Annotated in this window: 10 protein-coding genes and 1 pseudogene; 6 read left to right on the top strand and 5 right to left on the bottom strand. The window is 61.2% G+C overall.

Annotated features, from left to right (window positions below):
- Positions 1–911 (top strand): annotated as a pseudogene (locus QZ822_RS08490) (preprotein translocase subunit SecA); the annotation flags it as partial.
- A 150-nt stretch (positions 912–1061) separates the two neighbouring features.
- Here the strand turns inward: QZ822_RS08490 and QZ822_RS08485 are convergent.
- Complete coding sequence (locus QZ822_RS08485; protein WP_294643949.1) at positions 1062–1697, bottom strand: Rv3235 family protein; 636 nt, start codon at positions 1695–1697, stop codon at positions 1062–1064.
- Between the two features lie 125 nt (positions 1698–1822).
- A complete protein-coding gene (locus tag QZ822_RS08480; protein WP_294643947.1) occupies positions 1823–2803 on the bottom strand; it encodes a LysM peptidoglycan-binding domain-containing protein in 981 nt (326 codons plus the stop codon).
- A 208-nt stretch (positions 2804–3011) separates the two neighbouring features.
- Here QZ822_RS08480 and QZ822_RS08475 point away from each other — a divergent pair, with 208 nt between their 5' ends.
- Complete coding sequence (locus QZ822_RS08475; protein ID WP_294643945.1) at positions 3012–3665, top strand: histidine kinase; 654 nt, start codon at positions 3012–3014, stop codon at positions 3663–3665.
- A 124-nt stretch (positions 3666–3789) separates the two neighbouring features.
- Here QZ822_RS08475 and QZ822_RS08470 read toward each other — a convergent pair whose 3' ends face one another.
- Positions 3790–4023, bottom strand: a complete 234-nt coding sequence (locus tag QZ822_RS08470; RefSeq protein WP_005505378.1) for a helix-turn-helix domain-containing protein — start codon at positions 4021–4023, stop codon at positions 3790–3792.
- Between the two features lie 361 nt (positions 4024–4384).
- Here QZ822_RS08470 and QZ822_RS08465 point away from each other — a divergent pair, with 361 nt between their 5' ends.
- The 3 genes from QZ822_RS08465 (at position 4385) to QZ822_RS08455 (ending at position 8736) form a co-directional block, all read left to right on the top strand.
- Positions 4385–5077, top strand: coding sequence for an SAF domain-containing protein (locus QZ822_RS08465; RefSeq protein WP_049342226.1), 693 nt, complete (start codon positions 4385–4387; stop codon positions 5075–5077).
- Positions 5074–6750: a P-loop NTPase gene (locus QZ822_RS08460; RefSeq protein WP_294643942.1), complete on the top strand. Its 1677-nt coding sequence runs from the start codon at positions 5074–5076 to the stop codon at positions 6748–6750. The genes QZ822_RS08465 and QZ822_RS08460 overlap by 4 nt, the downstream gene beginning before the upstream one ends.
- A 411-nt stretch (positions 6751–7161) precedes the next feature.
- Positions 7162–8736, top strand: a complete 1575-nt coding sequence (locus QZ822_RS08455) for a sensor histidine kinase (RefSeq protein ID WP_070634486.1) — start codon at positions 7162–7164, stop codon at positions 8734–8736.
- Positions 8737–8889: 153 nt separating this feature from the next.
- Here the strand turns inward: QZ822_RS08455 and QZ822_RS08450 are convergent, their stop codons facing one another.
- Positions 8890–9138 (bottom strand): WhiB family transcriptional regulator, encoded by a 249-nt coding sequence (locus QZ822_RS08450; protein ID WP_005505386.1) that lies wholly within the window; start codon positions 9136–9138, stop codon positions 8890–8892.
- Positions 9139–9612: 474 nt separating this feature from the next.
- Between QZ822_RS08450 and QZ822_RS08445 the strand changes: the two genes are divergently transcribed.
- Positions 9613–10053: an alpha-N-acetylglucosamine transferase gene (locus QZ822_RS08445; RefSeq protein WP_294643941.1), complete on the top strand. Its 441-nt coding sequence runs from the start codon at positions 9613–9615 to the stop codon at positions 10051–10053.
- Between the two features lie 64 nt (positions 10054–10117).
- Here QZ822_RS08445 and QZ822_RS08440 read toward each other — a convergent pair whose 3' ends face one another.
- Positions 10118–14677: an FtsK/SpoIIIE domain-containing protein gene (locus QZ822_RS08440; protein ID WP_294643939.1), complete on the bottom strand. Its 4560-nt coding sequence runs from the start codon at positions 14675–14677 to the stop codon at positions 10118–10120.
- Positions 14678–15125: the final 448 nt, after the last annotated feature.

Below are 15125 nucleotides of genomic sequence, written 5' to 3'. Positions count from 1 at the left end.
TGCGCGGTCGTTCCGGCCGTCAGGGCGACCCGGGCGAGTCCCGCTTCTACCTGTCGCTGACCGACGAACTGATGCGCCTGTTCAACACCGGCATGGCAACCCGCCTCATGGCGGCAGCCCCCGAGGACTCCGCACTGGACTCCAAGATCGTTAGCCGCGCCATCGCTACCGCACAGGCAAACGTTGAGGGTCGTAACGCTGAGCAGCGTAAGAACGTGCTCAAGTATGACGATGTGCTCAACCGCCAGCGTGAAGCGATCTACAAGGACCGCGGCCGCATCCTGCACGGTGACGACCTGAAGGAACAGATTTCCGGCTTCGTGGACGAGGTGCTGACCACCATCATTGACGCCCGCGTCTCTGAAGGCCACGCCGAGGACTGGGACTTCGACGAGCTCTGGAGCGCCCTCAAGCAGGTGTACCCCATCTCCATCACCGTGGACGACCTCGCTGAGGACGCCGGCGACCGCACCAAGATCACTCGCGACCAGATCGTGAAGGAAGTCCTGGCGGACGCACACCTCATCTACGAAGAGCGCGAGAAGAGCGTTGGCGAAGAGAGCATGCGTGAAATCGAACGCCGCGTCATGCTGTCCGTCATTGGTGAGCGCTGGCCCGAGCACCTGTACGAGATGGAATACCTCAAGGAAGGTATCGGTCTGCGTGCGATGGCTCAGCGTGACCCTCTGGTCGAGTACCAGCGTGAAGGCTACGACATGTACCAGTCGATGCTCGGCGCGATCCGCGAAGAGACCGTGACCTACCTGTTCAACCTGGACCTGTCCAAGCAGCGTACTCAGGCTTCTGCCGTGCGCCTGGCTGAGCCTTCGCGCCCGAAGTTCCTGCAGTACTCCGCCCCGGATGAGGACGGTCACGAGCAGGTTCACGTGGAACGCTCGAAGGACAAGTAGCCTCAGCGTAAAAGCTGACGCACCGCAAAGCGTAAAAAGAGCATAAAGCACAACAGAGAGGGTGCGAATCCAAGACCGGATTCGCACCCTCTCTGCGTGTCTGTGGGTTTGTGCTCTGCGGGCGATTTATTCAGCAGGCGATGAGGAAACCTAGTCTTCGTCAACCCGGCTCTGCGGTTGCTCAATCGCGGTAATCAGCCACATGCCGTGAATCAGGCGCATCTGCATGGTCACCACACGCACCCTATCCGCGCAACGTAGCAGTGCCACCACCTCGTAGAGCTCATCGTGTACCTTCTGCGCTCGCACCCGCAGTAGAACCGGCGGGAGAGTCAGCAGCATCTCCTGGCGTACCTGGCGCGGGTTCTTCGGGAAGAACGGCAGCAGACGGTGGAAACAATCGGCAGACACCCACTGCGCCAGCTGCTGACGCGAACGACGAGCCGACATAATCTCCAGGTACGCAATCGCCACACCCGCACAACGGCCCTCCAGCTGGCGAGCTAGTGCATCCGCAGGACGCAGCGGGCGGCCCCTCTTCGCCACCGGCGGGCGCTGCGCCGAATGCTGCTCATAACGCGGCAGCGGCAACAGCGAATAGACCGACGAGCTGTTCCGCCTCTGCACTAGAGCCATCGTGCCCTGACCCTGCTCGGGAAGCGGAGCCACCTGCTGCGGAATCACAGGCTGAGCGGACGGGCGGCTCTTCGAATACGGGCTGGCGGGCTGCGCAGACTGATGCGGCGGGGTCCACGGGGCGCGGGGGAGAAGATGGGAGAAGCTCATGACGGCTCCTTTCGGTGCGAGGGTTTCGGCGCAGAGGCTTTCGGTGCAGGGATATGTGAGGTGAGCTGAGCGAACGAAAGACTGTCGAGGTGAGGCGGAGAGGGGAGCGGAAGACACGGGTGAGGCTAGTGAACGGGCTGCTCAGGAATCTGCAGAACCTGCCCCTCATAGAGCAGCTCGGCGTTCTGGCCCAGGGCGTCCTTGTTCGCCTCGTAAATATCGAGAGTGTAGTTGTAGATGGTGGAGGCGTCGGTGCCTTCGCCCAGCTGCTCGGCGGCAATCGACCAGAGCGTATCGCCTGCCTGAACCGTGTAGGAGTAGGTGCCCGCCTCGGCGCGGGGAGGAGAGAAGAAGGGGCTGCGGTCCTGCAGGGAGCCTGCCGCCTCCGTGGGTTCAGGAGCCAGGGGGATATCGGGAACATCAGTGGAGAGCTGCAGGGGATCGGCTGACTGATCCGGGGCGGTGTCAGGGAGCGCCGCATTTGAGGTGGTGTCTGGGCTGATGTCTGCCGCGGCGGTATCCGTTGAAGCTACGGTGTCCGTTGACTCTGCGGTCATGACCGCGGAAATGGTCGTCTGCGGTATGCCCTCCGTGCCGGTCAGCCCGGCGTTGCTGGGTGTAGCCACCGTAGCCTGCGCGGGTGCCAGAACCGCCCCCACTCCAAGAGCCGTGCCGCCGAGCGTCAGGACGATGCGGCGCATAAAGCGCGGACGGAAAATCGCCGGAACCTTCAGCACTGCGCGGTCAACGTTGCGGCTCGAAACTCGCAGGGAACGAGCGTAGAAGAGCGCGTAGATAAAGCTGATGAACCACCACGCGGTAATGAGGAGCGCCGCCGCTCCTGCGCAGAGCAGCGAAGCGTCTGTCAGCGGGTGCGCCGAGGGGATGCGGTGCAGGTTCACGCTCAACGCACCAAGGACCGCCGCGGAAAGCAGGGGAGGGGCGATGAAGAGTAGAGCATCCTGATAGTTAGCTTTGGTGCTGGTTTCGTGACCTGCGTCAGTGCGGGATGCGGCGGTTACTTCCGCGCTGGCAGTACGAGGTGTGGCTGCGGTGCGTGAAGCGAAGGCTGCGGGTGCCTGACCCGGCGTGGAAAGACGGTCCACAATGACCTCCAAATGGTATGTTTGATGTGTTTTGGTGTTGCTTCATTTATACAGGAAGTCGCGCTAGAAATGAAGCAAAAAGCATCAAAATGCATGAAAAACATGTAATTTGGTGGAATTTGGTTCAAAAATCAGGCTTGGTAACCATCATTTGACCGACAAAACGTCCCGGTTCGTATCCGCACCCATCCTCGGGTAGGGTCATACCATGAGCATGGAAAAGTTCCTACGAGACATTGAGGCGCGCCTCGCCTCCGAACGCGCCTGGGATATGGAACAGGACGCCCGCCAAGTCGCCCGCGTCCAGTACTCCACCATCACCCTCGACGACCGCCTCCTCGCGCAGGTTGGCGGGCCCATCCGCATCTGTGCCACCGACATGCAAACCTACGAAGGCAAGCTCGAAATGGTCGGCGAGGAATGGGTCAGCATCGAAGCGCGCGGCGAGAACATCATCATCCCCCTGCGCGGAATGCTCTGGTGGGAAGGCGGCATCGCCCCCGGTCGCGCCGATATTCGCCCCGAACGCTACCGCATGAAAATCCAGCTCGCCCTCCGCTCCCTCGCCATGGCGCGCGAACCCGTCCGCCTCTCCCTCGAGGGTGGAACCGTCAGCTACGACGGTGTCATCGAACGTGTCGGCGCGGACTTCCTTGAACTGTGCCTGCTCAATGGCGGCCAGTACCCGCGCATCTACGAACGCGACCAGTATGCGCGCGCAGCCTATGGTGCGCAGGGAGCCTACAATCAGGCGGGCTATAGTCAGGGTGCCTCCGGCTACTCCCGCGCCCCTCGCGGCGCCGGCGTGCGTACCATCCCGCTGGCTCGCGTCAGCGCGGTAATCGCGCGTATTTCACGCTAAAAAGCCCGCATCAAAGCAATAAAAATAGAAAAAGGTCCGCCCCTCTTCATTGAAATCTCAACGAGAGGAGCGGACCTTTCTGAAACCACTCGAGCGTTACGCCCGCGAGGTGTACGTCGAAATACTAATCGACCTTAGCCTTTGCAGTGAGCTTGCCGGAAGCAATCGCCTCCAGAGTCTGCTCGTGGCGCTCGGTAATGTACTCTTCAAAGCGAGAGCGTTCAATACGCCACTGGTTACGTCCACCAATCTGAATGGCGGGAAGTTCGCCGCTACGCACCAGAGCGCGCACCTGCGAAAGCGAAACCTGCAGCTCCTCGGCAACGTCGCTCAGAGTGAGGAAACGAGGTGCAGTCATCGAATTGTTCCTTTCCGTGAGTGAAATCCTGGGCCCCTTAGCCACCGTTAGTGGCCTTTTACATAGAGTCCATACAGAACATCTATTGAGTACTTTCAGTATATGCCATCACCGTGAAATTTGCTCACAAAAAGCCTTATATGAGCTGAAAAGTTATCTAATCACCCCTTCAAAAGGGGCAAGACTCAAAAATATTTCATAAACACGACTCTTGTTGAGAGAGAGTACTAAATGAAATATGCTGTTAGGGCTAGTGTCAGAACCAAATAAAGCACTATCGAAAACACACCACTCGCTCATCGGTCAGTTGAACAACACCGGAATCACCGCCGGCTTCCGCACCGAAAGGCACAACCACATCATGCGCATACGACAGAACGCGACGAAGCGTTCCACCCTCACCGAAACCCATGCCAAGCGTCTCAAAAGGCCCACCGTCAAAGACTGGCGATTCATCCTCGGTGTACTTCTCGTGCTCGTCTCCATCACCGGCGTGCAGCTCTACGTGCAAGCCAACAACAGCAAAACCGAGTACTACACCGCCAAAAGCGAAATCCGCCTCGGCGAGAAGATTACCGAAGACAAACTCGCCCGAGTCGAAGCGAACATAGACTCCGCCAAAGACAAGTACTTCACCCGCGCTGAAGCCGCACAGATGAACGGCAAAATCGCTACCCAGCGCATCCCCGCCGGCAACTTCATCAGCAAAGAATCGGTAGGCACTGAAACCTCCCCGGGGCGCCGCCTCGCCACCGTCAGCATTGATCGCACCGCCGCCTCCGCACTGAAGGCAGGCGAGCGCGTGGACGTGTGGACTTCCGGCCCGCGCAACCCCGACACCAAGAGCGATAACCGCACCGAAAACGGTGCCCGCGCCATCGTCACCAATGCCGAAATCGTTGCCGTAACGGTCGATGAAGGCGTGCTTGGCGCCAACGGCAAAGCAACCGTGCAGCTGTGGGTCAAGGAAGAAGCCCTCGCCGCCCTCGTCAAGGAAAGCAATAGCGACTCCAAGATCAGCCTCATCCCCGGCACCTACGGGGAGGGCCAGTGAACATCCCCGTCATTCTCTACGGCGATGACGGCTCGCTCCTGACCCGCATCGAATCCCAGCGCGGCCGCGTTTCCGTAGCGCGTACCGTGCAGGACTTCAGTGAAGCCGTCGGCATGGCGCACACAGGCATTGCCCGCGTGCTGCTCTGCGTCCACATGCCCGCAGAAATGAGCGCCTCCACCGTGGATGCGCTCGCCGCCTCCGAAGTGCTCCTGGCGGTTATCGCCCCGGACAACCTGCCGCTGCCCACGCATGCGCACCGCATTCGCCCCGAAGCGGCCCTCGAAGAGATCCTGGGCTCGCTCGAACAGGCTGTGGATGCGGCGCTCGCCCGACCCGCCGCAGGTTACGGTATTCCCGCGCAGATTCCGGCTCAGCCGCCCGTTCAGCCTGTTGCCCACCGACCGGAGGGCGTCTACGGTCAGGACGCCGGTTACGGCTACGACGCAGGCTACGGCTACGACAGCGGTTACGGTTACGGTTACGATAACGGAGCTGCTGGCCATGGGGCGGGCGGCTACGGCTACGACCCCGCCGCGGGTACTGCCGTAAACGCCGGCGCGCCCTACGGTGCCGACTACGGAAGTTACGGAATCGACCCCGCAGCCCCCGCCGGAAACGCACCCGGCGCACCCGGCGCGCATGACCCGGCGGAAGCCTCCTCCGTTGTGCCCAGCAACGAGGAATCCGTGCTCAGCCAGGCCGCCGCCATCGTCGACTCTTTCGCACCCGGTAGCGACTACGCCCTGCACATGCAGAACGAGAACAACGACGGTACCCTGCCGCAACACCCCGACATCAACCAGGACCCCGCCGCGCCCTCCCGCTACCAGCCCGGCCACCGCCTCGGCAAGATCGTGACCGTCTGGGGCACTCACGGCGCGCCCGGCCGAAGCACCATCGCATTCAATCTCGCCGCTCTCGCGGCGCAGCAGGGTCAGCAGGTCTGCCTCATCGACGCAGACACCTACGCGCCCAGCCTGGATGCGCTCATGGCGCTCGAGGATACCGGCTCCGGCCTGGCAATTCTCTGCTCGGATGCCGACCGTGCCCAGCTCGACGAGAAAAAGGCGGGCGCCATCATGGAGCGAGTGCCCCTCAAAAACGGCACCTTCGACTTCTTGAGCGGCATCACCTCCTCCTCGCGTTGGCCCGAGGTGCGCGCCCGCGCTTTCGCCGAGGTACTCGAATGGCTCAAGCACCGCTACGACCTGGTCATCTGCGATGTTGCCGCCCCCATCGAGGTCGATGAGGAACTGACCTTTGACGGCCTGGCACCGCGCCGTAACGCCGCGACCCTCACCGCGCTCGCCTGTGCCGACCGTGTGATTGCGCTCGGCGAAGCGGACGTCATCGGACTGCCGCGCCTGATTAACCTCGCCCGCGAGGTGCAGTCGCGCCCGGATCTTTTCGCCCCAGAAACGGATGTGCAGTACTGGCTCAACCGCAGCCGCCGCGAAGCCGCCGGATTCAACCCCGAGGCAAAAATGCGCGATAACTGGACACGCTACCTGTCGGTTCCGCTCACCGGCGTGATCCCGTACGAGCGTAAGGTCATGGACCGTTTGCGCCGCAACGGTGAAGCGCTGCTGGAGGTCGCACCCCGTCACGCGGTCGTGCAGTCCCTGGAGGCGATGCTTGAAGGCATGTACGCGGTACGCCCCGGAGCCTAACTTCAGCCCTGACGTGTAGGTCCGTCAGCTACAACTAACGCCCGCTAGGGGTGGGCGGATGAAAACCCCGGCGTATCGACCCCGGCATATCGGTGTTTCTCTCGGTTTCTTCTAGGAACTGCAGAGCGCCGATATGCCGGGTTTTCTGTGTCTTTACGCCGGGTTTTTACGTAGGGTTTTGGGCCGGGGTTTTGAATCGGGGAAGGTGACAGTAATACAGGGGAGTAGTGCGAATATTTCACCTCAAAGTTGAGGGGTTCATCTCATCTCAGGGCGTCATATTTGCGATTAAAAGCGAGCTCCAAGAAATGCTCTGTAAACTATTCCACGTATTGTCGTTTGAATGGGATTTGCGGCGAACAAACCGTAAAATGGTTGAACACACCCGAACTTAGGGAAGCACACAAACATATGTCTTTTGCAGAAGGAATTATGAGCGCCTGCGACTTCGGTCCCGGCGACACTGAACGCGTTCACCTCATCATGGGTGAATGGCAGGTCATCTCTGACATTGCCCAGAGTGACCTGGTTCTATGGTTCCCCACCGACTACGTTGTTGCCGACGGCAGCTCTCCGGATGCCGTCTCCGGCCCCAGCGAAACCAGTACTTTCCGTGCCTTCGCGCACGTGCGCCCCTCCAACGTCCGAACCCTCTTCCACCACGACATCATCGATCACGACATGGAAGACGGAATCCGCGACGAAGCATACCGCGTCTGGATTGACCAGAACATCAGCACCTACACCGACGAAGGAAGCGGTGAAGGCGTTGGTGCCCGCCCGCGCGTGCACGTAACCTTCGTGCCCATCGTGCGCAACAACCGCACCATTGCGTTGCTGACCAGCCACAAGATTGCCACACCCAGTGGCTACCCCTCCATCAGCGACGAGGTCTACGAATATACTGCTGACACCATGCTCTCCATGGTGCACTCCGGCCTGTGGCCCGACCCCCTCGCCCAGGGAAATAACACCCAGGGCAACCCCCGTGTGATCGACGGCATTATTGTGCTTGACCCCTCCGGTCGTGTGGTCGTCGCTTCCCCGAACGCGAACTCCATGTACAACCGCATGGGCATGACCGGCTACCTCGAAAAGCAAAACCTTGCCGACGTCACCCGTGCGATGCTTCCTGCCGGTGAGCAGGCGGATGAAACCCTGCAGCTCGTCCTGGCCGGCCGCAGCGACCTGCGCACCGAATTGGTTATTGCTCGTGCTCGCGTGACCATGCGATCCATCCCATTGCTGGCACAGAGGCGCGCCCGCATCGAGCGTGAAGGCGCCGTGATTCTTTGCCGTGACGTGACCGAGCTGCGCCGCCGCGAGCTGGAGCTCATGACCAAGGACGCGACCATCCGCGAAATTCACCACCGCGTGAAGAACAACCTGCAGACCGTGTCCGCTCTGCTACGCCTGCAATCGCGTCGTATGACCACTGATGAGGCACGTCAGGGCCTGGAGCAGGCGATGCGTCGCGTGGCAACGATTGCTACCGTGCACGAGGCGCTTTCGCAGGGTCTGACTCAGAACGTCGACTTTGACGAGCTAATTGAGCGTCAGTTCCACCTTGCCGCTGAGCTTGCTTCCCCCGGTCAGCACGTGTCTACCAAGCTGATTGGTTCCTTTGGATCTTTGCCGAGCCAGTTCGCTACCCCTCTGGCACTGGTTATCAACGAGGTTGTCGCGAACGCTGTGGAGCACGGCCTGGACGGTGAGACCGGTACCGTGACCCTCGAGGGTATTCGCGGCACCAACGATGAGGGTGAGAACATCCTCACCGTCGTGATTACTGATGACGGTAAGGGCATGGGCGATAAGAAGATTGAAGAGTCCGGCCCGAACGCCTACCGCCCGGTGACCGGTAAGGAAGGCCTGGGCATGCAGATTGTGCGTACCCTGGTGGCAAGCGAGCTGAACGGCTCAATCCGCTGGGAGGCTAACGAACCGACCGGTACCCGCGTGGTCATCACCGCGGTGCTCGTCTAAGCCCCTTCTCGTATGACATATAGAACTGCCGCCGCCCCGAGTACGGGGTGGTGGCAGTTTGCTGTCTAGATAGGTTCTGTATATGACAAAAGCGTGGTGCAGTGACAATGTCACTGCACCACGCTTTTGATGCCCTATTGAATACTCCGGAAGTTAGGATGCACGGCGGGCACGAGCTGCGCGACGCTTCATCGCACGACGCTCGTCTTCACTGGTGCCACCCCATACGCCGGAGTCCTGGCCGGTCTCGATGGCCCACTTCAGGCAGACGTCTACAACCTCGCAAGAGCGGCAGACGGTCTTAGCCTCTTCAATTTGCAACAGGGCAGGTCCGGTGTTTCCTACGGGGAAGAACAGCTCCGGATCCTTGTCCAAACAAGCTGCACGACTACGCCAATCCACGGTGGACCTCCTTCATGATTTACGGTCTCACGCGGTGGCAAGACACATCTATTTTCCTGTGCGCGTGTCAAATACATCCGCTGATGGGATGCACACCCTGGGTTAGGGTGAAAATTGACTTATCAACTTTCGCATGTTGGAGCGGATGTGACAAGTACTTTTCTCTAAAAACTTCAGTATTACACTGAGGCATCTATCACTTAGGTAAACCTTTGTCTAATTGAGAGGGTGAAGAATCGCATTCTGACACGCATATTCTGCACCCCGTCTCATGAGCGAGACGCGGGCGGCTGGGTGAGCGGCACCTCAGGCATAATGTAAAGCGGTACCTACCCCCTGAAATGCCGCACCGACGACGAGGCGGTGAACCCGAGGCGAACCCGAGGCAGGGGGAGCGCCCACCCGCTAACGCATTAGCGCATCGGACCGAAAACACCCCGGTCTGCCGCCGACACTACCCATGAGGAGCCCACCGTGCCGTCACGCCCGTTCAACGTCATCTACGCATTCGCCCTGACCGAAACCTTCGCGGCATACATCCTGATTCGCGGTATCCTCTACCCCTTTATCGTCAGCGGTATGTCCACCGCGCAGGCGATTGTGGGCGGCGTACTCCAGGTGCTCATCGCTGCGGGCATGACCTACTTCGGCCTGCGTTTCTACCGCGGTCGCTTCGGTTCGCGCCTGCCCATGATCCTGATTACCCTCTGCGCCCTGTGGGTCACCGCAAGCACCCTCGTCATGAACGTGAGCGCTTACGGCCTGAACATTGGCCAGTCCATCACGATTGCGGGTGTTATTGGCGCGGCGGTTGCATTCATCTTCGTGCTCATGCCCAGCAGCCGCCGCTATATTGAGGCGGTCACCGAGGCGTCGGGCGAAGAGGCGGAGAAGTACAGTCGCCGACGCCGCTAAACCTCTAGCGCGTAAAACCCTAGCTGGCTCGGTTCTAGAGCGCTCAGCTCTAGACCGCTCAACTTTAGACCCCTGCCGGCACCTTCTGCACGGCTGCTGCAACCTGTGCAGCCGTGGTCAGCGCCAGGGGAACCTGCGCCGCGCACACGGAGGCGCCATCCACCACCACGAGGCGACCGGCGGGCTGCTCGCCCTGCGTGAATCGATCCAGCGGTAGCGCGGTCACCGTGCACATGTCGGCATCCGCCAAGGATGCGGGTGCGAGCAGAAGTGCACGTGAGCATCCCATGAGCGCAGCCAGCAGGGGTGAGGAGGTGCGCCTCGGCCAGGGTGTGTAGGCGACCAGCATGGCGCGGAACTCACCGCGACGCTCCAGAAGTAGCTGCTGAACGGCGGGGGAGAGATACTGCAGGTCATCGACGAACACGAGCGTGCGCGCGGGGTTCTTCACCGAGTCCAGGAGCGCACGGGTACGCTCCACGCTCGGCGGCTCACCCGTAGCGCCGCCAGCACCCTCAAGGACGAAGGTATCCAGCTGCGGGTTGAGCTGAGCAATGCTCTCCAGCAGGGTGCTTTTACCCGCCGACCGGGAGCCCTGCAACGGAACTACCGCGCCAGCTGGGGCGCTCAACCACACCGGCATCTGCCGGCGGTCAAAGGCAACCAAGAGCTTAGCGCCCTCCGGATTGCAGGCGGCGTGGGCGACGGTCACGTACTCGGTCGAGGGCATGCGATAGTACTCGGGGAACTGCCGCAGTAGAGTGCCGGGGTGAGTGTTTGACCCGTTAGAAGCGCTCGCGGCGTTACCCCGCAGAACCTGAACCAGCTCCTGGAAACCCGCAACGCAGGGCGAAAGAATCGAAGCGCTCAGCGGCTGATCCCCAATCAACTCCTCATTGATGGCGCCCTCCACGCAGTAGTGGCTCTGCGCCGGAGTGGGGTAGTCCTTGCTCGTTGAACGCATCAGATCGGCATCCAAGAAGCGGCGGCTCAACAGCGTGGAATGCGCCGCAGCGGCGAAACGACCGCGTGGGTTCAATGCGGAGGTGAACACCACCGAATAGCCGCGACGGCACCCCTGCGAGAGCAGGTCGTAGAGCAGGTTCTCCGTATCGGGTTGGCGAACCAGTGCCTCCAGCCAACTGTCCAGGCCGTCCACGACAATGAGCGGGCGGGTGGAAGCCTCGGTACCCCACAGGTTCGGGGTGCGCAGCTGCTCCAGGCAGAACCGCAGATGCGAAAGTTCCTGCGCACCCACGAGTGATTCAAAAGCGCCAGCGTAGGGTTCCAGGTCGCGGTAGAGCGCACCGTCAGAGGTCAGCAGAACAATCGGCGCGCGGGTGGCGAACGCCTGAGCTAAAAGCCCGTAGAGCATCGGGGCCCGTTCGGCACTCTGCGCCAGCAGTGCCAGCGCCTGCTGACCCGACCAGCTGATCGGGCGGCGCACACCGTAGCGGGCAATCTCCAACTCGCCCAATAGATACCCTTCGGAAGCAGCACCAGAGTCAGCGGGTTCCTGCGGGGCAGCCGCCGGGTCAATGCCGTACGCAACCGGTTCGCTCACCGGCGCCTGCACCACGGGTAGCGGGGTGTTCTCGGGAAGCTCCGGTGGAATCGGGCAATAGTCATCCTGAACCGCCGCATTCTTCTGAAGAGTCTTCGACTCATACTCACGCTCATAGAGCGCACGAATCTGCTGCGCCGAACGAATCAGCAGCTCATCCTCATGACCGCCCAACGTCTGAACGGCAGAAGCGGCAGTCAGCTCACGCCAGCCGCCCTCCTCAAGACCCAACACCTGCACCGGGCGGGCATCGTTGCTCGAGGGGACAGCATCCACCAGCGGGGCACGGAACGGCAGAGAACGGCCATCCGGCAGGCGCACATACCCGGCACCCGGATGCGCCGCCGAAATATACGCCGCAGACTCATGCTCCAGCAGGTTATAGGAATCCTGCGCGCTCGCCACGCGCAGGCAAATGCTCGTGGCAATATTGGCGCGAATATCCTGCGAAATAGCACCCTGCGGACGCTGAGTTGCTAACACCAGGTGCAGGCCCAGCGAGCGACCAATGGCGGCAATGCGCATCAGCTCAGCCATAGCGTCCGGCATGGAATCGATGAGCATGCGGAACTCATCCACCACAATCAGCAGCTCGGGGTAGCGCGGAGTGGTGCCCGCCGCCTGGCAGGACGCCAGGTAGTCGCGGTAGGAGTTCACACCGAGCGCCTGCAGATCCACCTCGCGGCGGTGAATATCGGCGCGTAAAAATTCGAGCGCACGCTCCACCGCGGACACATCAAAATTGCTCAACACGCTGAGCGCATGCGGTAGCTGAGCAAGAGGACCCAAACCAGCCGAGCCCTTGAAATCCACCAGAATCAGGCCCAGGCGCTCGGGCGGGTAACGTAGCGCAGCGCTGAGCACCAGCGAACGCAGCAGCTGCGATTTGCCGGCACCGGTCGTGCCACCGAGCAGCCAGTGCGGGCCGTGCTCAGACAGACCAATATTCAGCGAACCGCCCGAAGAAATACCCAGGTAGCAGCGAATATCGGAGGCGTAACGCTGAGCGGACCAGCGCTGCAGAACAGACTCCACCGCCATGTCATCGGTGCGGTTCTTCTGCCGCGCGCTCTGCGCCTGGAGGGACGAGAACTGGAGGGACGAGAAGAGATGCGCGGACTGGTGCACCTGCGTCTCACTGAGCGCGCCCTGCTCCTGCTCGCATCCGGCACGGTACAGGTTCTCAAGAGCGGCACAGAACGCCTCAACGCTGAGCCCATCGGCGTGCTGGCACAGACCCTCACACGCCAGAGGGTGAACCTGGTAGACACCCTCGGTTGGCTGCACTGCAGGCGCCGCATAGCCCTGCGTGCGGTAACGAATGCTCTGACGGTGACTACCCTCACTCGCGCACTCGATCCAGGCGGCACCAAAAAGCGCACCGGGTGCGTGGGCGGAGCTATCACCCTCAGCGTTGCCCAACACGCAGAGCGCCGGGGCGTTCATCTTCTGCTCACGCGGGGAGGCGAACGCACGGGACTGTGAAGACTCAGCGACCGTCCCAGAGGTCAGTGCGGTCAGCAGCGGAGCGTAGATAGCGCTCGCTTGCAGGGGCATGAGAATCAGCGGCGGAACTGATGCGGAAAGCTCCGACTGCAAGCTGCTCTGTAGCGCCTGCAGATACTTCTCCTGCTGCGCACCCGGCAGACAATGCACGCTCACGCCCGGCACCACCGCCAGAGTCTGCATCAGACGATTGATTCGCTGCTGATCAGCGCTATCAGCGCCAGCCAGCAGAACGTGCACCGAACCTGGATAACCCGCCACCAGCTGCACCAGGTAGGCGCGCAGATGCGCCTCCTCCAGCTTCAGATAGTGACCGAGAGCCGGGGTGGGGAGCGGTAGATAGTGGGGTGCATCCTGCTTCTCCAGCGTGCCCAGCGGGAGGTTGCGGCCGCGCAGGTAGGGCTGGCGAGGACCGCACCCGAGCACAATAGCCGGGTAGACGGCATCATGCAGGGCAGAGGGGCCCGAAATCGCCAGGTCGCCCGCGGTCGGCAGTGCGAGAGCACGTTCCTTCTCCTGCAGTGCCGCCTGATGAGTCTGCTGCGATGCGGCACGGTTCTCTGCCCGACCGCCAAAGAAATGCAGAAGCATCAGCAGCGAAGACGCCGCAGACATCAGCAGAAGGAACCACATGCCGGTCACCAGCGCGATGATCAGACCCACCACAATTGGCAGGCATACGCTCAACAGAATCTGCTTGAGCTTACGCGGCGCCGGAGGGTTCACCACCACCGGCTCGAAGGGGTTGCCGGCATCGCCCAGGGGAGCGAGCGTCTGCGCGGGCTCGCCAGAGGAAGAATCGGGGGAAGTGGCGGGGGTAGCGGTGGCGGTGCTCGCCTTCTCGGCGGTGCGTTCGCCGTCAGCGCTGGGGGAGGTGAGCATGCAAAGTGAGGAGCCCAGGCGGAAAGGTTCGTTCCAGCGCAGGATGCGTGGCTCAGTGCCCTGTGCCCTCTTGCTGCCCTGCATCCTGTCTCCCCGAGCCCTCTTGCCGCCCTGTGTCTTCTCGATACCTTCGCTTGCGGCGGGGCGCTTCTCAATCCAGCGGATGCCGGAGCTGTCGGCGTAGAAGCTGCCGTGCACCGGCTTGAGGAAGGGGTCCTGCAGGTGAATATGGTGCGGCTGTTCCCCTCCGCGGGCAGCTAGAGCCGCCCTGCCGAGGCTGGTGCGGCCGCGGCTGATGGGGAAGGTTGCGCCCGCGTCGGGGCCGCGCAGAATGTGCAGGAGGCTGACGGCGGGCGCGTTCAGTGGCTGAGAATTCAGGGGCTGAGAATCGTTCGGAATGCGGATATTTTGCGCATCCGAGGCTCCGAGGGGGTCCTGATTGTGCGCGGGGCGCAGCTGGAACGTCGCCTCCCGTGCTGTAGCGTGCGCGCCGGGGGCAGAGTGTTGCAGGGCGTGGTTGAGCGCCTGCTCTAGAGCCTGCTGGTTTGCGCTGTCTGCGCTACCGGGGTGCAGCTGTATTCCGTTGGGTGCCGCCTCGCCGTCGAGTCGGAGTACGCGGGGGTAGGGGAGCGCGTCGGTGGTGTTGTGGTGGTCGAGAAAGAAGAGAGTCATACCCTCAGAAAACATTAAAAAGCATTAAAGCTCAATAAATCACCTTTATATAAACTCACATGTTCGTATTTTTTGAATTTTTCGTCCTATTTTTCAAAAAGTTGTGGATAAACCACCTCAGCCCCCTCTCGTATGTGCCAGCGTGTATCCCCAAATGTGTCGGTAGGGGTGCCTTCTTGCAGTGAATGAGGGTCTTGAACAACCCGCCCTGACCCACCCCTGTATCTGCGGGTCTACGCGGCAGCTAACTACCGCAGCAAAAAGAGCGGGGTGAATATTTACCCGTAAATAAAATTCCTTCCCCAAAAGTGGACCGTAAAAATGCGCAGAAGAAAGAGCTTTCTTGAACCCGCTTGACCTCGGGGTTCGTGAAGAATATTCACCCAAGGAAAGAGTGTGCGAACAATAGTCCAAAAGCCTCTAAAAGCACGTCATAAGTATGCGTAGT

This window comes from uncultured Rothia sp. (genome assembly GCF_916715725.1).
GTDB lineage: Bacteria > Actinomycetota > Actinomycetes > Actinomycetales > Micrococcaceae > Rothia.
This window is presented reverse-complemented; position numbering and strand designations above follow the sequence as displayed.